Genomic DNA, 18014 nt, shown 5'->3' on the forward strand with positions numbered 1-18014 from the left:
GTGCGGATCGACCTGATCACCACCGCGCTCGACGAGGTCGGGCGGCGCATGGCGGCGGAGCTGCACGCGGCGGCCGCCGCGGCGATCGCGGCCCGGCCGCAGGAGCGCACCCCGGCCCTGCTCGATGTGCTGTGGACCGCGTTCACCAGCGAATTGTTCGCGGTATGGGTGAAGGTGTGGATCGCGGCGGTGGACGATGCGGAGCTCTATGCCGCGCTGGCCCCGTTCGAACCGGCGCTGTCAGCGGCCTTCGCGGCGATCGCCGATGATGTTGCCCCCGAACATCTTCCGCGGGCCGAATGGACCCATCGCATCGCGGTGGCGCTCGACGCCATGCGCGGACTCGCGCTCACCCAGACGATCCAGCCGCGTCCCGCGCAACCGCGCCGGGATGCGTGGCCCGCGACCAGGGCCGAACTCATCGCACTCCTCGATCGCTGAGATGTGAATCGTCTCTAGTGCCGCCCGATCATGTTCGGTGCGGAAGAACTTCTCCTTGACTGTTGTCTTGCCGACGGTATTCACTAAGTGAATCAGCGTTAGTCAACGGAATGGGAATGGCATGAGTAGACGCGCCGTCGTGGCCGGTGTCGGGATGATCCCGTTCACCACGCCAAGTCGCAGTGAGACCTATGACGTCATGGGCACGAAGGCGGCACAGGCCGCCCTGCTCGACGCCGGGGTGGAGTACGCCAGGATCCAACAGGCGTACGCCGGATATGTGTACGGCGACTCGACCTGCGGACAAGCCGTGGTCTACGGGCTCGGGCAGACCGGGATCCCGGTGATCAACGTGAACAACAACTGCTCCACCGGATCCTCGGCGCTGTATCTGGCGCGCCAGGCCGTGGAGTCCGGCGCGGCCGACGCGGTGCTGGCGGTCGGATTCGAACAGATGCAGCGCGGTGCGCTCGCGATGGGATACACCGATCGGCCGAGCCCGTTCGCACGCTTCGACGCGGTCATGGATCAGATTCAGGAACGCGACGAATCTCCTTTCGCCGCACAGATGTTCGGCGGTGCGGGCCGGCAGTACGCGGACAAGTACGGCACCTCGCCGGAGACCTTCGCCAAGATCTCGGTGAAATCCCGCCGGCACGCGGCGAACAATCCGTTCGCGGTGTTCCGGGATCCGGTGACGGTGCAGGAGGTGCTGGCGTCCCCGCATATCTACGGTCCGCTGACCCGATTGCAGTGCTGCCCGCCGACCTGCGGTGCGGCCGCCGCGGTCATCGTCAGCGAGGAGTTCGCCCGCGCCAACGATATCGACGCCTCGGTGATCATCCGGGCGCAGGCGATGGCGACGGACTTCTCGTCGACCTTCACCGAGCACGATATGACCAAGATCGTCGGCTACGACATGTCCAAGGCCGCCGCACAGCAGGTGTACGAGGCATCCGGGGTTTCGCCCGAGGATCTGCGCGTGGTCGAACTGCACGACTGTTTCACCGCCAATGAACTGCTCACCTACGAGGCGATCGGTCTCACCGCGGAGGGGACGGCGGAGAAGTTCGTCAATGACGGCGACAACACCTACGGCGGCCGCGTGGTCACCAATCCCTCCGGCGGGCTGCTGTCCAAGGGGCATCCGCTCGGCGCGACCGGGCTGGCGCAGTGCGCGGAACTGGTGTGGCAGTTGCGCGGCCAGGCGCAGGCGCGACAGGTCGAGGGCGATGTGCGATTGGCGCTGCAGCACAATATCGGCCTCGGCGGCGCGGCCGTGGTGACCCTGTACGAGAAGGTGAGCTGAGATGGCCGTCGATCCCGCGATCATCGGAACCGAGCTGCCCGCAACGACTTTGACCATCGACGCCGGTCGGCTGCGGTTCTTCGCCAAAGCGATCGGCGAGACCGATCCGGTCTACACCGATCTCGACGCCGCGCAGGCGGCGGGCTATCGCGATCTGCCCGCACCGCCGACCTTCCTGTTCTCCATCGAACTCGAAAACCCGGACCCCTTCACCTTTTTGGCGGCGGCGGGCGTGGATCTGCGCTTCGTCCTGCACGGTGAGCAGTCGTTCGTCTATCACTCGGCGGCGGTGGCCGGTGACGTGCTGACCGCTACGCCGCGCATCACCGATGTGTACAGCAAGAAGGGTGGCGCGCTCGAATTCATCGTCAAGGAAACCGCAGTCACCCGGGCCGACGGTGCGGCCGTCGCCGAGCTGAAATCGGTTATCGTGGTTCGCAATCCGGGAGTAGGCAAATGACCCTCACGCAACCCGTCGGGGTCGGCACCGAACTGCCGCCCCTGAGGATCCGGCCCATCTCGCGCACCACATTGGCCCTGTTCGCGGGCGCGTCGGGCGATCACAACCCGATGCACATCGATCTCGATGTGGCGAAATCCGCTGGGCTGGACGATGTTTTCGCGCACGGCATGCTGTCCATGGCCTATCTCGGCCGATTGCTCACCGGCTGGGTCGCGCAATCGTCGATCCGGTCCTACGGTGTGCGATTCGCCGCCATCACCCCGGTACTGGGCAAGCCCACCGCCACCGGCCGGGTCGTCGCCATCGATGCGGTCGACGGGGAACGGCGCGCTACCGTCGAACTCGTCGTCACGCTGGACGACGGCACCGTCACCCTGACCGGCGACGCCGTCGTCGCCCTCTGACTTCCACCACCAATCGAAAGGTTTTGTCTCCCATGGGAACTCTTGATGGCAAGGTCGCCATTGTCTCCGGCTCGGGGCGCGGTATCGGCCGCGAGATCGCGCTGAAACTCGCCTCCGAGGGCGCACGCGTCGTGGTGAACGATCTCGACGCCGAACCCGCCAAGGAGACCGTCGCCGCGATCGAGGCCGCGGGCGGGGCGGCCGTGGCGTGCACCGGGAGCGTCACCGAGGAAGGGTTCGCCGAGCGTTTCGTGCAGACCGCCGTGGACACCTACGGCGGACTCGACATCATCGTGAACAATGCCGGATACACCTGGGATTCGGTCATCCAGAAGATGACCGATGAACAGTGGGACGCCATTCTCGACGTACACCTCAAGGCCCCGTTCCGGATTCTGCGCGCCGCCCAGCCGGTGATCGCGGCGGCGGTCAAGAAGGCCAAGGCCGCGGGTGAGCCCGTGCCGTGCCGCAAGGTCGTCAATATCTCCAGCCTCGCGGGCACCGGCGGCAATGCCGGACAGGCGAACTACTCCTCGGCCAAGGCCGGGGTCAACGGTCTGACCAAGGCGATCTCCAAGGAGTGGGGCCGCTACAACGTCACCGTGAACTCGGTGGCGTTCGGCGTGATCAAGACCCGCCTCACCGAAACGCCCGCGGGCGGCGACGGCACCATCGATGTGCAGGGTAAGGAGATCAAGGTCGGGGTGAATCCCGGACTGCTCTCGGCCATGGAGCAGATGGTCCCACTGGGTCGCGGTGGCACGCCCGCCGAGGCCGCCGGTGCGGTGTACCTGTTCTGCATTCCGGAATCGAACTACGTCAGCGGGCAGACCCTGGTCTGCGGCGGCGGGTTCAACATCTAGGATTCGCAGCACGCGCACATCGCCGCCGAGCGGTGTCCTGAAGGAGTGATGCAATGGTGAACGGGCCGGACGTGGTCCGTCCGGCCCGTGGCACCCGGCCGGCGAACCGGCGTGAGCTGATCGTGTCGGCGGCGGCGGATCTGTTCTACCGCAAGGGATATCAGAATATCGGCATGAGCGAGGTGGCCGAGGCGGTCGCCATCGGGCCGTCCGCGCTGTACCGGCATTTCCGGGGTAAGCAGGGGCTGCTCGCCACGGTTATCGGCGGGGCGCTCGCCAAGGTCGATGCCGCCATCGACGAGATGGGGGAGCCGCCGCACGATATCGCGGGTGTACTCGCGGCGTTCGCGCTCGCCCATCGCGAGGTCGGGGTGCTGTGGCAGCGCGAGGCCCGGCATCTGTCGGCGGCCGATCGCGCGGAGTTCCGCGCCGATGCCCGGCGCATCGGTGTGAAGCTCGCCGAGGTGCTGCGGCGGCGACGGCCCGAACTCGATGCCGCCCAGGCCGATCTCCTGGCCTGGTGTGCCCTGGCGGTCGCGGACAGCATTTCGTTCCATAGCCTTTCGCTGCCGGAGCCCGAATTCACCGCGCTACTGCGCGAACTCATCGCGGTCGTGGTCGACGCCCCGGTACCGGTCCTGCGTGCGGGGCGCGCGGATTCGGTTGCGCTGGCTGCCAATTCGCGGCGCGAGGCGATTCTCACCGAATCGGTCAGACTGTTCGCCGAACGCGGTTTCGCCGGGGTCAGCGTCGACGATATCGGCGCGGCGGTCGGCATCGCCGGACCCAGTGTGTACAACCACTTTCCGGGCAAGACCGATATTCTGGCCGCCGCGATGGTGCGCGGCGACGAATGGCTGCGCATGGGTATGCATCGCGCGCTGTCCACCGCCTCGGATCCCGGTGACGGACTGGTGCGATTGCTGGGCAGCTACAGCGAATTCGCGTTCGAAAACCCCTATCTCATCCGGACTCTCGTCTCCGAGGCCGAATATCTGCCCGAGGTGGAGCGGGAGCGGGCGCGGCTGTCGCAGCGCGCGTACATCACCGAATGGGTGCATCTGCTGCGCCGCTCGCATCCGGAGCTGGATCCGGTCACGGCCCGCATTCGGGTGCAGGCCGCGCAGATCATGGTCAATGACATCGCCTCGACACCGCATCTGCAACGGATTCCGGACATACACCTCGCCGTATCCGGTATCGGGGCCGGATTGCTCGGCGGCTCCCGCCGCGCGGAGGCTTAGCGCGGGCGGCGGTGCTCGGCGATCTCCTTGGCCGTGGTGCTGTCGAGTTCGGCCGGACCGGGTGCGACCTGGCCCTGATATTTGATCGCCGAACCGATCAGGCCGCCGTTGTACACCAGTGCGGTCCAATCGTTCTGGGTGGTGAGCACACCGCGCACCTCGTCCTTGTTGATCGAGGTGGCGACCGGTGCCGGGCCGAAGATGCCGTCGCAGTTCCAGTCGATGCGCTTATCCGCGGTCTGCTGGGTGGTGACCATCCACTGCGCCCACTTCTGGCAGTAGTAGGAGGTGCGCCACCCGGCGGCCCCCTCGCCCAGGCCCAGTGATTCGTCCAGGTGGTCCTCGTTCAGATCCGGCAGCGCGAGTGCGGAGTAGCCGAAATAGTTGGTGCCGTCACCGCGCGGGACACCGCCGGTCTGGAACGAATAGTTCAGCACGCTCAGGTAATTGGGCTTGAAATTGACCCCGTCATGACCGCCGTGCTGCAGGCCCAGATTATGGCCGAGCTCGTGCACGAAGGTGCCGACGAGTTCATCGTCGGTGGGGGTCGGTCCCCAACTGCACACCGCCGCCGGACTGAAGGCGACGATGAAGGTGTCACCGGGCAGCTGCGGTGAATTACCGCTGGAACAGCCGCCGTCATAGCCGTTGACCCAGACCATGTAGTGGAAGACATGCTGTCGTTCCGGCGCGAAGTACTGATCCTTCAACTGTCGCAGTCCGGCGAGCATGGGGTTGAGGTCCTCGGCGGCGGGGACCTGATTTCCGCCGCCGAGATCGTATTTACCTTGTGGCGGTGCGCTTTTCGGTGTCAATGGACCGGGCGACACGGCCGATCCGGATGAGCCCGAGGCCGGCGAGTTCGCCGAACCGGTATCGGCATCGCGCGCCGGTTGGCGCGGCGGCGGAATCGGCGCACCCCGGGTGCCGAGATCGAGATGGATGCCGATGCCGGTCTTCTTATCCGGATTGGTGACCGGACTGGTCGCGAACACCTGGGTGATCCGGTCCAGCACCGCGTCCGAGGGCTCCTTGCCCGTCATGTAGTCCATCTCGACGAAGATGTCCTTGTGATTCGGGTCCGCGCCCATACCGGGCAGATCCACCTCGGCGACACCGTCACCGTCGGCGTCCAGCCCGTATTTCTCCCAATTGTCCGGCAGCCCGTCCCCGTCGGTATCGACGGTGTCCTCGAGCGTGCCCACCGGAGCCGCGACGGCGATCGGGGCATGGGCGGCCACCAGAATTATGGTGGCGGCGAGCGTTCCGACGAGCACCCGGGTCCTCATTGCGCTGAGAATATTGTCCGGTTGCCCGCCCAACCGCGCGACACCCCGTCGGTCCAGCGAAAAGGCGCTGGACCGGGCGGGTGTCAGGCGGCGACGGTGAGGATGCGCGGGCCCGATTCGGTAATGGCGATGGTGTGTTCGGAATGCGCGGTGCGGGAGCCGTCGGCCGAGCGAATGGTCCAGCCGTCCGGATCGGTGACGATCCGATCGGTGGTGCGGGCGAACCACGGTTCGATGGCGATGGTCAGGCCCGGGCGCAGGATGAAGCCGCGGCCCGCACGACCGGTATTGGGGATGTGCGGATCCTCGTGCATGGTGCGGCCCAGGCCGTGGCCGCCGAATTCGGTGTTCACCGGATAGCCGTAGGACTCGGCGACACCGCCGATGGCGGCGGAGATATCGCCGATCCGATTGCCCGGCAGCGCAACGGATATCGCGGCGTCGAGGGCCTCCTCGGTGGCGCGGACCAGGCGGGCGTCGGCCGCGTCCGGGGTGCCGACGATGGTCGTGACGGCGGAGTCGGCGACCCAGCCGTCTATGCCGACCGCGAGGTCCGCCGTCAGCACATCACCGTCGGCGAGGGTGTAGTCGAACGGAAGTCCGTGCAGCACCGCGTCGTTCACCGACAGGCAGACGGTATTGCGGAATGGGCCGCGCCCGAACGAGGGTGAGTAGTCCCAGTAGCAGGACACCGCACCGCGTTCTCGAATGCGTTCGCGCACATGGGCTTCCAGATCGAGCAGATTCACCCCCGGTCGTGCGCGCTCATGTAGTTCGGACAGGACGTTCGCGACGAATTCGCCGGTTACCCGCATGCGATCGATCTCCGCCGCGGATTTGAGTTCCACCATGACAACCTCCGGATTGGTATTTTAATACCGACCATAGCGGGTTGCGGTATTTTTATACCAACCGTAAGGTGGCGAGCATGGTACGACTCCCTTTGACCCCCGCCCAGGTAGAAGCCGGTCGGCGGCTCGGTTCGGCGCTGCGCTCCGCACGCGGCGACCGGGATCTGGTCGAGGTGGCCGTCGACGCGGGCATCTCCCCGGAGACGCTGCGCAAGATCGAATCGGGTCGCATGCCCACCCCCGCCTTCGGCACCGTGGTCGCTCTGAGCCGCGCCCTCGGCATCTCGCTGGAGGAACTGGCCGATAACTGGCAGCCCGCCGTCGTGGAATCGGCGCGGCGCACCGCCTCCTAGGCCCAGGCCGCCGACCGGATCGGCTGACGGCGGTCCGCCCGTCCGAATCCGATTCAGTCCACGGTCAATTCGACCGGCACGGCGATCACGTCGACCATCGCGCCGTTGCGCAGCACCGTGACCGGCAGGGTGCGGCCGATGGCATCACCGAAGAGCTGGCGTTGAATGCCCTGTGCGTCACGCACTTCGCGGCGGGCCACACTGAGTACCAGATCGCCGCGCCGCAATCCGGCGCGTTCGGCGGGGCCGCCGCGCACCATCTCCACGATGCGCAGACCGGCGTTCTGGCCGGTGCGCTCGGCGACGGCCTCCGGTAGCGGTGCGGGTACGCCGACAATGCCCAGGTAGGCGCGGCGTACCTTGCCCTCGTGCTGCAGGGTGGTGATGATGCGGCGGGTGGTCACATTGATCGGAATGGCCAGGCCCAGGCCGATTCCGGCCACGGCGGTATTGATGCCCACCACCCGGCCCGCCGAATCCGCCAGTGCGCCACCGGAATTGCCCGGATTCAGGGCGGCATCGGTTTGGATCACATCCTCGATGACCCGCGCGGCTCGTCCATTGCCGACCGGTACCGAGCGACCCAGCGCGCTGACCACGCCCGCCGTCACCGATCCGGCCAGGCCGAGCGGGCTGCCGACCGCCACCACGAGCTGCCCGACCACGAGATTGTCGGCGTCACCCATCGATACGGCCGCGGGTGCGCCACCGCGAGCGCGCAGCACCGCCAGATCCGAGAGCGGATCCACCCCGACCACATCGAAGCGGGATTCCACGCCGTCGGCGAAGACGACCACCCCGTTCTTGGCCGAGCCCACCACGTGCGCATTGGTGAGCAGATACCCGTTATCGGTGTAAACCACGGCGGATCCGCCACCGCGCCGGGTCTGCACGCTCGCCACATGCGGGGTCACCGCCTGCGCCACGCTGATCACCGTGCGCGAATACGCGTCCAGCGCGGCGGCTTCCGCCACCGCATCGGCATCGGCGGTTCCGCCTTTGTCGGTGGCAGCGCCCGCGCTGAGGGCTGCGCGTTCGTGTGCGGTCGCGTCCGAGCTGGCGGCCGCGCCATTGTCAGCGGCCGCGCCGGAGCTATTGGCCGCGCCGGTCTCGGCATTCGTGCCGATGCCGTCGGCCGAATTGCCCGCGCCGCCCAATCGTCCCGTGTTCGGGGCGGCCCCCTTGTTCGCTGCCCGGGGTGCGCTCGAACCCGTCGCGTCGAAGTCCGGTTGCCCGGTTCCGTCCGAACTGGCGGTCGGGGAGAGAGTTGAGTCGTCGGCCATGGTCATCACCACCCGATTACATGATTACGTTGCCTGCTCCCAGGATGCCCGCGCGCGAGCGTCTCGGCATCCTGTTCGCCGGTAGCGCAATGTGATCGGAGTCGATTGGCGGCCGCGGTCAGTTGACCTGGCGGTCCCGACCGGACCAGTACGGTGCGCGCAGCGCCTTCTTATCGACCTTGCCGGAGGCGTTGAGCGGGAGCGACTCCACGAAGTCCAGGGTTTTGGGCCGATGTGCGCGCAGCCGGTCCAGATCGGCGGTCAGGCGTGCGTTGGTGCGGTGCACCACCAGATTGGGCGCGATCGGGGCGGCGTCGGCCGGGAGCGCGCGCAAACGGGTGAGCCAGTCGTCCAGTTCCTCGGAATCGGCCGCGTTATGCGTCGGAAAGGCTCCGATCACCCCGTTCCGGCAGGCTGCGGCGACCAGCTCCGGACCGGAGACACCGGTCATCGGTGCGGCTATGAGCGGGATCGTCAGGCGGTCGGCCAGGTCGGCGGGCAGCGACACGGAACCTCCTTAACGTGCATCTTGTTGACAGTCGAGTGCGGTGCGTGCACTCTGAGAACAACAGAGTGCAACTATTCAATGCGTGGAGTGCGACTGTCAACCGGCGGGTGAAGGAAGGCGTGATCATGTGGACAGGGAAGGATGTACGCCGTGAACAGCAGCGAGACACCCTCCCTGCGCGCGGCCTCCCGTGCGCTGGCCCGGCAGCGCATCATCGACGCCGCCATGGAATTGGCGGGCAGCACCGGCTGGAACGCGGTTCGGATGGCCGATATCGCCACCCGCGCCGGGGTGAGCAGGCGCACCGTGTTCAACGAATTCGGCTCCAAAGCGGCTGTGCTGGAGGCCATTTCCTGGGAGAACACCTCGCGCTACCTGACCGGTGCGGCCGCGGTGTTCGAGGAGCATCGCGCCGATCCGGTCGCCGCCATCACCGCGGTCGCCGAATTCCTGCTGCGTACCCAGGCCCAGGATCCACTCTCGGCGGTGGTGCTGGGCGCCGCGCCCGAGGCTCCCGACGAAATGCTCTCGCTGGTGACCATTCGCTCCGGGCCGTACCTGGCCGCCGCGACCCAGCTGGCGCTGGCCAATGTGGAACAGCATTGGAAACCCCTGCTGCGCACCGATATCGACCTGGAATTCTTCGTCAACAGCCTGGTCCGGCTGCTGTTCAGCCACATGATCCAGCCCGGGGACACCCCGGAGCACTCCGCACGCTCACTCGGTCAGCTCATGCGCCTGGCCCTGCTCGATCCACCGTAGAAAGGACTCGTCAATGCCGACGAACCCCGATACCCATTCGACGACCGCGTTGCGAGGCGGGCAGGGGGAACCGCTACTGCTGTTGCACGGCGGCACCAGCAGTTGGCATTGCTGGGATACGGTCGCGCCCTTGCTGTTCGAACATCACGATGTGTTCGCGCCCACCCTTCCCGGGCACGCCGGAATGATCGATGTTCCCGGCTGGCCGCGCCCGTACACGATCGCGAAGGGCACGGATTGGCTCGAAAAGGCCATGGACGATGCCGGATTCGAGACGGCGCATATCGCGGGAAACTCCCTGGGCGGCTGGTTGGCCATGGAGCTGGCGCGCCGGGGCCGGGCGCGCAGTGTGGTCGCGCTGTCCCCGGCCGGAGCGTGGTCGACCACCGAGACCCGGGTGCCGGGCATATTCCGCGCCATGCGCCGTCGGCAGCGGCTGGGCGCACCGCTGTTGCCGGTGGTGATGCGGGTGCCCGCACTGCGTCGCGAGGCCATGCGCATCGTATGCGAGCACGGCGATCGGGTCAGCGCCGAGCATGCGATTCTGGCCGCTCGAAACGCCTTGCAATGCACCGCGATCGAGGATTTCCCGAGCATTATCGCGACGGAATACGAGCCCTACGGTCCGCTGGATCTGCCGGTACTGATCGCCTGGAGCGGTAGCGATCGCATCCTCCCGTACGACCGCTACGCCCCGAACTGGCGTCGCTACGCGCCGTCCGCGACCTGGCGCACGCTGCCCGATGTCGGCCACGTCCCCATGTACGACGATCCGAAGCTGGTGGCGGACACCATCCTCGAATGGACCGCACTGGCCACTGCCACTCGCGCGGCAGGCTGATCGGAACCGGTGATCAGCGCGCGGGGTGCGGATCACCGGCTCCGATCCGGTCCGAAACCCGCTGTGCCGGTGTGGAACCGGCTCGGGATCGTCAGCGGGACGGCCTGGCCGCGAAGAACGTCTTCAACGTGGGCGTGAACAGCCTGGCCTTGACCTGGCGGGTCTGACCGGGCAGTTCGGCGTAGTACGCGCCCGGAATGGCCTGCGCCAGTGCGGTATTGCCGTGCCTGATCCACTGCGGGCTCTTGGAGCCCGCGAACACGGCGGTGGGGGCGGTGATGTAGTCGTAGCGATCGGCGGGGATGGGTTTGCCGTCCAGGGCGTCGGCCAGGAAACGGGCGTCGTACGGCAGCGTATGCGCGGTCTTGGTGAGTCCGGACCAGCCGGGCATGAGGGGGAAGACCGCCGTCACCGGGGCGGGCGCTCCGATGGCGGCGCGCATGAAGTATCTGATTGCCGCGCCGCGTTTTTCGGCGGCGATGAGATCGATCAGGCGCTGCTGGTAGTCGGCCGGGATCGGCGTGCGGGAATCATCGGTGACCAGGGGGAATTCATAGAGCCCGAGTTTGTCGACCGCCAATCCGTGCCGCACCGCCTCCAGGGCGAGCGGCACGCCGGAGGCGAAGGCGCAAATGCTCACGGGCGCACCGGCTTCGGCGGCCACCGTGGCGAGATCCTCGATCTCGCGCTGCGGGTCGTACGGCGGGGTGTCCCCGCTCGCACCGCGTCCGCGCCGGTCATAGGTGTACACGGTGTAGCTGTCCGAAAGCTCCTTGGCCACCGGGGTGCTGGGCCCCATGCCCCGGTGGCAGAACGCGCCGTCGACCAGGACGACGGCCGGGCCGCCGCCGATCTTGTCGTAGGCGATGACGGTGCCGTCCTTGGAGATAACGGTCGAGGTGCTCATGGTTCGGTCCTTCTGGTGCGAACGCTGGAAGAGGTAATGCCGGTACAGCCGGATAGCTAGCAGAAGGAATCATTGCGTGGCGGAGCCGATTTGGCGTGTGTTCGCCGTCTGCGGCGTGTTCGCTGGGCGCGTCACCCGCGCCGTGGCGTGTCGCGATCAGCGGGGAGCGACTGGTGGATCGGCTCGAAATTCGAAGCGCACCAATGGGTAACCGGGGAGCGGACCGTCGTCCGGACCGAATACGGCGCGGGTCGCCGACCCGCGCCGAACACAGCCGTCACCGGCTAGGTCGCCTGGCTCACCGAGGACATGTGGAAATCGGGAATTCGCAAGGCGGGCATGGAGGTCCGGGTGAACCAGTCCTTCCATTCGCGCGGCAGGGTGATCTCGCTGCGGCCCGCTTCACTGACCCGGCGCAGCAGATCCAAGGGTGATTCGTTGAAGCGGAAGTTATTGACCGCGGCGGTGACCTCACCGTTCTCGACCAGGTACACCCCGTCGCGGGTGAGTCCGGTGAGCAGCAGTGTCGCCGGATCCACCTCGCGGATGTACCACAGGCAGGTCAGCAGCAGCCCGCGTTCGGTGCGCGCGATCATATCCGCGAGGGACGCGTCCCCGCCGCCCGTCATGAGCAGGTTCTCGCCGGGAACCGTGACGGTGGCATCGAATTCGGCCGCGGTGGCGCGCGGATACACCAGATTCTCGATGACGCCCTTGCGCACCCAGTTCGCGCGCTGCGCGGTGAGCCCGTTATCGAACACCGACAGCGATTCCGAGGACGCGGGGGTCGCGACGAACGGCCGATACTCCAGCCCGGCCGCGCTCGGATCCGAATACAGGGTGAGCGGAATATCGGTGAGCCGCTCCCCGATTCGGGTGCCGCCCGCGCGGGAGAACGCGGTATGGCCCTCGTGTGCGCCGCGGCCCTCCATGGTCCACGCCATATAGATCATCAGATCCGCGACGGCCGATGGCGGCAGCAGGGTTTCGTAGCGCCCGGCGGGCAGGTCCACCCGCCGCTTGCTCCAATCCAGGCGGCGGGACAGCTCGGCGAGCAGGCCGGGCACATCCACATCCGCGAAATCGGTGGTGCCCGCACCGACCCACGCGCTCGCCAAATCCGCTCCGGCGCCGCGTTTGCCGTTGATCTCCACCGATCCGGTCGGCTGCACCCAGCGCCGCCGAATCCCGGCCGAGGTACCCAGCCAGGTGGAATGTAATTGATGATGCGCGAATCCGTACAGCTGATCGCTGCCGTCGAAACCGGGTGCGAGATCGCGGGCCAGTTCGGCGAAGACCGAGATATCGGTGCTGCCGGGTTCACCCTCCCAATCCAGCATGGCATCGAGGGTCGCGTGATCCACGATCTGCGGATCCAGCAGCGGCATGGCATCGCGCGCGGGTTCGGCGGTGCGCGCGGCCTCCTCGCTGGCGCGCACCACGGCCTCGATATCGGCCGGGTCCACACTCGTGGAACTCACGCTGCCGACGCGCGCACCGGCGTCATCGCGGAAGATCGAGACCACCGCCCAGTCCCGCGCTATCGAGGAACCATTGGTGGTCATGGAGTTTCCGGCCCAGCGCAGCGACGCCTCATGCGCGTCGGTGACGATCACCATGGCCTCATCGGCGCGCGAGGACCGCAGCGCGCGTTCGACGACCTCGGGGGCGGGGAGCACACTCACCGTGTCGGTCCTTTCCTACTGTCCGGCTTCGGCGCGGGTATTGAGAATATTGACCCCGCGCACCAGCACCGACGGGCAACCGTGCGAGACCGCCGCCACCTGACCGGGCTGGGCCTTGCCGCAATTGAACGCACCGCCCAGCACCCAGGTGGAGGGGCCGCCGACCGCTTCCATCGAACCCCAGAAGTCGGTGGTGGTGGCCTGATACGCGACATCGCGCAGCTGTCCGGCGAGTTCGCCGTCGCGGATGCGGAAGAAACGCTGGCCGGTGAATTGGAAGTTGTAGCGCTGCATATCGATCGACCAGGATTTGTCGCCGACGATATAGATGCCGTTCTCGACGCGGGAGATGAGTTCGGCGGTGGTGGTATCGCGTTCGGGATCGGGTTGCAGGGAGACGTTCGCCATGCGCTGGATCGGAACATGGTGTGCCGAATCGGCGTACGAGCAGCCGTTCGATCGCTCCAGGCCCAGGCGGGGTGCGAAGACGCGGTCGAGTTGATAGCCGACCAGGGTGCCCTCGCGCACCAGATCCCATTGCTGTCCGGCGACGCCCTCGTCATCCCAGCCGACGCTGGCCAGACCGTGCCGCTGGGTGCGGTCACCGGTGACGTGCATGATCGGGGTGCCGTATTTCAGCGTGCCGAGTTTGTCGGGGGTGGCGAAGGAGGTTCCCGCATAGGCGGATTCGTAGCCGATGGCGCGGTCGTATTCGGTGGCGTGGCCGATGGATTCGTGAATGGTCAGCCACAGATTGGTGGGGTCGATGACCAGATCGGTGGGTCCGGCGGTGACGGTCGGGGCCTTGACCTTCTCGGCCAGCCATCCGGGGATCTGCGCGAGTTCGCCGTTCCAGTCCCAGGTTCCGTCCGCGCCGGTGACGTACTCCCAGCCGCGACCCGCCGGGGCGGCGAGGGTGCGCATGGTTTCGAATACGCCCGCCGACGGATCGACGGTGATGGCCTCGATCTCCGGGTGCAGGCGCACACGCTGCTGGGTGATGCGCGAGCCGAAGGTGTCGGCGTAGAAGGTCTGCTCCTTCACCTGCAGCACATTCGCCGTCACGTGATCCACGCCGTCGGCTGCTTTGAGCCGCTCCGAATAGTCCAGCAGCAGTGCGACTTTGTCCGGTGTCGGCACCGCGAACGGATCGATATCGTATTCGGAGACGTATTCCACGCCGTCATACCGCGGCTCATCGGCGAGCTCGACACGCTCGCGATTCAGTCCCCGCAATGTGCTGGCAACCGTCACGGCGCGCCGCGCCACCTGTACCGCCGACTCCGGGGTGAGATCCGCGTGCGAGGCGAATCCCCACGTGCCGTCGACGATCACGCGCACCGCGAAACCGAGATCGGTACTGTCGCGCACGGATTCGACGCGCCCGTCGCGTAACCGGATGCTCTGCTGCGTGAGTCGATGCACCCGCAGGTCCGCATACTCCGCCCCGGCCGCTCGCGCCGCCGTCAGAGCGGCATCGGCGAGCGCGGTCAGCGGCAGCGCGCGGAACTCGGGATCCACGACCTTGGTTGCGATGCTCACCCGCACCACGCTAGAGGGTCGCGTACCGGCGCTTCAACAACACACTGGGACACAATGAAGTTCACACCGTGCAAACCTGCACACGCTGCAAGAATGCACGGAGTGTGAAGAAGCACAGCATGAAACGCGGGCGACAAGCCCAGTACATACCGGGTTTTTCGGTCGCAATGGCGTAGCGTCTGCCCGCGTGCCGCCATCAGCGCTCCGCGACCGCAAACGAGAACGCACCCGCCGTGCCCTCTACGAGGCCGCCGTCGAATTGTTCGAAAGCAGAGGTTATGAGGCGACCACCGTCGCCGATATCGCCGCCGCCGCCGAAGTCGGCACCCGGACGTTCTTCAATTACTTCGCCAGCAAAGAGGAACTCCTCTTTCCCGAACCCGACGATCGGGTGAGCGCGGCCGCCCGCGCCATCGCCGCCCGCCGTCCCGACGAACGCCCCGTCGAGGTGTTGCTACGTGCCTTACGCGCGGCCGGCGATAACCCCGGCGAGCACCTCGGCGATACTCTCGCCGCCCGTATAGCCGTTGTGCGAGCCCAGGTCTCGCGCACCGTTCCCGCCGTCTCGGGTCGCGCCGCCTACGCCCAGCTCTCGGCGCAACAGGAAATAGCCCGCCAACTCCGCACCGCCTTCCCCGACGAACTCGACGAGGTCGGCGCGGCCGCCCTGGTGGGCGCGGTCGTCGGCGCGGTCTCCGGCGCCCTGACGGTCCTGTTCCAAACCAGCGCCATCAGCGATCCCGATGAGCTGCAACGCAAAATCCAGGAAACCACCTCGAAAGTCCTGGCCCCCTGGCTCTCCGCCCCGCCCCCCGCCGCGATAGCCAGCGCCGATCCGGACGCCAGCCATTCGCACGCCATGACGGCCGCCCCGCGCGTAGACCAGACCCCCGCGCCCCGCACCGAAGACCCCCGCCCGTCCTACGTGACCACGGAACCCGTGCGCCGCACCGACCTCCCGGTCCGCCACCTCGGCGCCGCCATGCTCCGCCGCGTCACCCCCGACCCGGTGCACCACCTGCCCACCGGCTCCTGCGTCACCCCCGAATCCACCCCCGACTCCGGCGGCGAATCCTCTTGGCGCGGCAACTCTTCCGCATCCGACCCGGACCCCGAACCGGCCGGCGACCTACGAGTCCGCGAAAACGCCTACGTCTGACCCCGGCCCCGTCGTGCCTCCGCGGCACGACGGGGATCAGCCGAATTGCTGCCAGCCCAGGCGGATCACCATGGCTACGACGACGACCAGTAGGACGATGCGGACGAAGCCCGCGCCCTTGGCCAGGGCCATGCGCGAACCCACGATGGAGCCCGCCACATTCGCGACGGCCATGGACAGGCCCAGTGCCCAGAGGACGTGGCCGGTGGCGGCCAGGAAGATCAGGGAGCCGAGGTTGGAGCCGCAGTTGATGACCTTGGCCATGGCGGCGGCGCGGACGAACTCGGTGCCGAGCAGGGTGGCGAAGGTGATGATGAGGAAGGTGCCGGTGCCCGGGCCGAGGACACCGTCGTAGAGGCCGATGAGACCGGCGGCCAGGCCCACGACCAGCAGGGTTTTGCGACGGGTGGGGGGATGGGTGGCCATGGTGACGCCCACGGACGGGCGAATGGTGACGAAGATGGCGACGCCGATCAGCACCACCATGACGATCGGGATGAAGTATTTGCGGTCGATCAGGGCGACCAGTGCCGACCCGCACGCCGCCGCGATGGCGGCGATGACCGCGCCGGGAATCAGCAGCTTCCAGCGCATCGGCACCTTGCGGGCGAAGGTGATCACCGCGGCCGTGGTGCCGGAGAACGCGGCAATCTTATTGGTGCCCAACGCGGTTTGCGGCGCGAGCCCGGGCAGCACCACGAACAGCGTAGGCAAGACGATCAAACCCCCGCCGCCGACCACGGCATCGACCCACCCCGCGGCGGTAGCCGCCGTCAGCAAAACCGCCCAGTCCGCAACACCCACCCCGCGACCCAACCAGACTTCGTGAACCGCGAGCAAACCGACTACCTCTAGGGTGTGGGGGTGCGCCGGTTCAGCTTGTGGCTGCGAGGGAAGCCACTCATCTCCGATTCCATACTGGCCCTGTTGCTGTTGACCTTGGATGTGCTGGCGGTGGGGGAGGCCAGGAATAAGGTCGCCTACCTGGTGCTGGGTGTGCTGTTGGTGGTGCCGATCATTTTCCGGCGGACCTATCCGCGCGGGGCGGCGCTGGTATTGGTGTTGATCTCCACGAGTACCACGATCACGCATTGGGCCGGGGATGATTCGTCGGTGCATCCGGCGCTGCTGGGGCTCGGGGTCATGCTGTACACGCTGGTCGCGTATGTGGGCCGCCGCGAAGGACTCTGGTATCTGGGGTTGCTGGTCTTCGACAGCACGCTTTCTTTTCTGCTGATCGGCAATCCCGAGGGCGGTGATCTGGCGTTCACGGCGCTGTATTACGCGCTGTGCTGGACCTTCGCCGAATTCGTGGGGGCGCGGCACGCCTATGACGCCGAGGTGGCCGCGCGGTTGGCGGTTGCCGACTATGACAAGGAAAGGCGTGCGCACGATGCCGTCGCCGCCGAGCGCACGCGCATCGCTCGTGAACTGCACGATGTGGTCGCGCACGCGGTGAGCGTGATCATCGTGCAGGCCGACGGTGCGCGATTCGCGTTGCGGGACAACCCCGATCTGGCCGAGAAGGCCATGACCACCATCGCCGGAACCGGCCGCGACGCGCTGCGCGAGCTGCGGCGCACCGTGGAGCTGCTGCGCATCGAGCATGCGCCGGAAGAACTTCCGCAGCACGGCACCGCGGGCATCGCCAAAGTCGTGCGCATGATGCGCGATACCGGACTCGATGTCTCCCTGGAGCTGTGCGGCGAAATCGATACCGTCACACCGGAAGTCAGCCTCGGCATCCACCGCATCGTGCAGGAATCGCTCACCAATACCCTGCGGCACGCCGGTCCCGATCCGCGCGCCGAAGTCCGCATCGAACGCGCCGAGAACGATGTCCTGCTCGATATCGTCGATTCCGGCGGTGCGCCCAGCGCCCGCGCGCACGGCAAATGCGGTGAATCCCTGCCCACCCGGATCACCGCCCCCGCGAGCCTGATTCCCGGCAGCGGGCTCGGCCTGGTGGGTATGCGCGAACGCATCGCGGTGCTCGGCGGCACCCTCACCGTCGGCCGCACCGGCAATGGCGGCTGGGCCGTGCACGCCACGATCCCGCTGTACCGGGCCGTCCCGGACTAGCCGCCGGGGCCGGTCCGGCCGTCGTACC

Annotated in this window: 19 protein-coding genes; 11 read left to right on the forward strand and 8 right to left on the reverse strand. The window is 67.2% G+C overall.

All coding sequences use genetic code 11. The annotated features are described in order from the left end of the window. The 6 genes from AB0L82_RS11715 (at position 1) to AB0L82_RS11740 (ending at position 4724) form a co-directional block, all read left to right on the forward strand. Positions 1 to 441 (forward strand): hypothetical protein, encoded by a 441-nt coding sequence (locus AB0L82_RS11715; protein WP_364634065.1) that lies wholly within the window; start codon positions 1 to 3, stop codon positions 439 to 441. Between the two features lie 121 nt (positions 442 to 562). Then, positions 563 to 1750 (forward strand): lipid-transfer protein, encoded by a 1188-nt coding sequence (locus AB0L82_RS11720; protein ID WP_364634066.1) that lies wholly within the window; start codon positions 563 to 565, stop codon positions 1748 to 1750. Position 1751: 1 nt separating this feature from the next. After that, a complete protein-coding gene (locus AB0L82_RS11725) occupies positions 1752 to 2210 on the forward strand; it encodes a MaoC family dehydratase N-terminal domain-containing protein (protein ID WP_364634068.1) in 459 nt (152 codons plus the stop codon). After that, positions 2207 to 2617: a MaoC/PaaZ C-terminal domain-containing protein gene (locus AB0L82_RS11730; protein WP_364634070.1), complete on the forward strand. Its 411-nt coding sequence runs from the start codon at positions 2207 to 2209 to the stop codon at positions 2615 to 2617. Before AB0L82_RS11725 ends, AB0L82_RS11730 begins: the two co-directional genes overlap by 4 nt. 32 nt (positions 2618 to 2649) lie before the next feature. Then, the gene (locus AB0L82_RS11735) at positions 2650 to 3480 is read left to right on the forward strand and encodes an SDR family oxidoreductase (protein ID WP_364634072.1); all 831 of its coding nucleotides are present in this window, start codon (positions 2650 to 2652) and stop codon (positions 3478 to 3480) included. Positions 3481 to 3533: 53 nt separating this feature from the next. Continuing rightward, positions 3534 to 4724 (forward strand): TetR/AcrR family transcriptional regulator, encoded by a 1191-nt coding sequence (locus AB0L82_RS11740; protein ID WP_364634074.1) that lies wholly within the window; start codon positions 3534 to 3536, stop codon positions 4722 to 4724. Here AB0L82_RS11740 and AB0L82_RS11745 read toward each other — a convergent pair. Together AB0L82_RS11745 and map are read right to left on the reverse strand one after the other, a co-directional pair. Next, positions 4721 to 6013, reverse strand: coding sequence for a hypothetical protein (locus AB0L82_RS11745; RefSeq protein ID WP_364634075.1), 1293 nt, complete (start codon positions 6011 to 6013; stop codon positions 4721 to 4723). The two genes, AB0L82_RS11740 and AB0L82_RS11745, sit on opposite strands and share 4 nt — an antisense overlap. Positions 6014 to 6096: 83 nt before the next feature. Beyond that, positions 6097 to 6864, reverse strand: a complete 768-nt coding sequence (gene map / locus AB0L82_RS11750; protein WP_364634077.1) for a type I methionyl aminopeptidase — start codon at positions 6862 to 6864, stop codon at positions 6097 to 6099. Positions 6865 to 6941: 77 nt separating this feature from the next. Between map and AB0L82_RS11755 the strand changes: the two genes are divergently transcribed. After that, on the forward strand, positions 6942 to 7217 hold the full coding sequence (locus AB0L82_RS11755; protein WP_364634078.1) for a helix-turn-helix transcriptional regulator: 276 nt from the start codon (positions 6942 to 6944) through the stop codon (positions 7215 to 7217). Between the two features lie 53 nt (positions 7218 to 7270). Here the strand turns inward: AB0L82_RS11755 and AB0L82_RS11760 are convergent, their stop codons facing one another. Both AB0L82_RS11760 and AB0L82_RS11765 read right to left on the reverse strand, forming a co-directional pair. Continuing rightward, on the reverse strand, positions 7271 to 8500 hold the full coding sequence (locus tag AB0L82_RS11760; RefSeq protein ID WP_364634080.1) for a trypsin-like peptidase domain-containing protein: 1230 nt from the start codon (positions 8498 to 8500) through the stop codon (positions 7271 to 7273). A gap of 118 nt (positions 8501 to 8618) precedes the next feature. Continuing rightward, the gene (locus tag AB0L82_RS11765) at positions 8619 to 9008 is read right to left on the reverse strand and encodes a hypothetical protein (protein WP_364634082.1); all 390 of its coding nucleotides are present in this window, start codon (positions 9006 to 9008) and stop codon (positions 8619 to 8621) included. A gap of 150 nt (positions 9009 to 9158) precedes the next feature. On the opposite strand from AB0L82_RS11765, the gene AB0L82_RS11770 reads away from it, so the two are divergent. Both AB0L82_RS11770 and AB0L82_RS11775 read left to right on the forward strand, forming a co-directional pair. Then, positions 9159 to 9770: a TetR family transcriptional regulator gene (locus AB0L82_RS11770; protein ID WP_364634083.1), complete on the forward strand. Its 612-nt coding sequence runs from the start codon at positions 9159 to 9161 to the stop codon at positions 9768 to 9770. Between the two features lie 13 nt (positions 9771 to 9783). After that, positions 9784 to 10611, forward strand: coding sequence for an alpha/beta hydrolase (locus AB0L82_RS11775; RefSeq protein ID WP_364634084.1), 828 nt, complete (start codon positions 9784 to 9786; stop codon positions 10609 to 10611). A 91-nt stretch (positions 10612 to 10702) separates the two neighbouring features. Here the strand turns inward: AB0L82_RS11775 and AB0L82_RS11780 are convergent, their stop codons facing one another. From AB0L82_RS11780 to AB0L82_RS11790, 3 genes are all read right to left on the reverse strand, one after another. Further along, positions 10703 to 11518, reverse strand: coding sequence for an alpha/beta fold hydrolase (locus tag AB0L82_RS11780; protein WP_364634086.1), 816 nt, complete (start codon positions 11516 to 11518; stop codon positions 10703 to 10705). A 284-nt stretch (positions 11519 to 11802) separates the two neighbouring features. Next, positions 11803 to 13197 (reverse strand): TldD/PmbA family protein, encoded by a 1395-nt coding sequence (locus AB0L82_RS11785; protein ID WP_364636006.1) that lies wholly within the window; start codon positions 13195 to 13197, stop codon positions 11803 to 11805. 21 nt (positions 13198 to 13218) lie between these two features. Then, a complete protein-coding gene (locus tag AB0L82_RS11790) occupies positions 13219 to 14754 on the reverse strand; it encodes a TldD/PmbA family protein (RefSeq protein ID WP_364634088.1) in 1536 nt (511 codons plus the stop codon). Between the two features lie 178 nt (positions 14755 to 14932). Between AB0L82_RS11790 and AB0L82_RS11795 the strand changes: the two genes are divergently transcribed. Next, positions 14933 to 15904 carry a helix-turn-helix domain-containing protein gene (locus AB0L82_RS11795; protein WP_364634090.1) on the forward strand — a complete coding sequence of 324 codons (972 nt, stop codon included), beginning with the start codon at positions 14933 to 14935 and terminating at the stop codon, positions 15902 to 15904. A 36-nt stretch (positions 15905 to 15940) separates the two neighbouring features. On the opposite strand, the gene AB0L82_RS11800 is transcribed toward AB0L82_RS11795, so the two are convergent. After that, entirely contained in the window at positions 15941 to 16708 is a 768-nt protein-coding gene (locus AB0L82_RS11800; RefSeq protein ID WP_364634092.1) for a TSUP family transporter, read from the reverse strand. Positions 16709 to 16768: 60 nt separating this feature from the next. Here AB0L82_RS11800 and AB0L82_RS11805 point away from each other — a divergent pair, with 60 nt between their 5' ends. Next, positions 16769 to 17986 (forward strand): histidine kinase, encoded by a 1218-nt coding sequence (locus tag AB0L82_RS11805; RefSeq protein WP_364634094.1) that lies wholly within the window; start codon positions 16769 to 16771, stop codon positions 17984 to 17986. Positions 17987 to 18014: the final 28 nt, after the last annotated feature.

The organism is Nocardia sp. NPDC052001, from assembly GCF_040680615.1.
Classification (GTDB): Bacteria; Actinomycetota; Actinomycetes; order Mycobacteriales; family Mycobacteriaceae; genus Nocardia.

Coding starts and splice junctions, on each gene's coding strand:
- AB0L82_RS11720 (WP_364634066.1), top strand. CDS start 563: ATGAGTAGACGCGCCGTCGTGGCCGGTGTCGGGATGATCCCGTTCACC.
- AB0L82_RS11725 (WP_364634068.1), top strand. CDS start 1,752: ATGGCCGTCGATCCCGCGATCATCGGAACCGAGCTGCCCGCAACGACT.
- AB0L82_RS11730 (WP_364634070.1), top strand. CDS start 2,207: ATGACCCTCACGCAACCCGTCGGGGTCGGCACCGAACTGCCGCCCCTG.
- AB0L82_RS11735 (WP_364634072.1), top strand. CDS start 2,650: ATGGGAACTCTTGATGGCAAGGTCGCCATTGTCTCCGGCTCGGGGCGC.
- AB0L82_RS11740 (WP_364634074.1), top strand. CDS start 3,534: ATGGTGAACGGGCCGGACGTGGTCCGTCCGGCCCGTGGCACCCGGCCG.
- AB0L82_RS11745 (WP_364634075.1), bottom strand. CDS start 6,013: ATGAGGACCCGGGTGCTCGTCGGAACGCTCGCCGCCACCATAATTCTG.
- map (WP_364634077.1), bottom strand. CDS start 6,864: ATGGTGGAACTCAAATCCGCGGCGGAGATCGATCGCATGCGGGTAACC.
- AB0L82_RS11755 (WP_364634078.1), top strand. CDS start 6,942: ATGGTACGACTCCCTTTGACCCCCGCCCAGGTAGAAGCCGGTCGGCGG.
- AB0L82_RS11760 (WP_364634080.1), bottom strand. CDS start 8,500: ATGGCCGACGACTCAACTCTCTCCCCGACCGCCAGTTCGGACGGAACC.
- AB0L82_RS11775 (WP_364634084.1), top strand. CDS start 9,784: ATGCCGACGAACCCCGATACCCATTCGACGACCGCGTTGCGAGGCGGG.
- AB0L82_RS11780 (WP_364634086.1), bottom strand. CDS start 11,518: ATGAGCACCTCGACCGTTATCTCCAAGGACGGCACCGTCATCGCCTAC.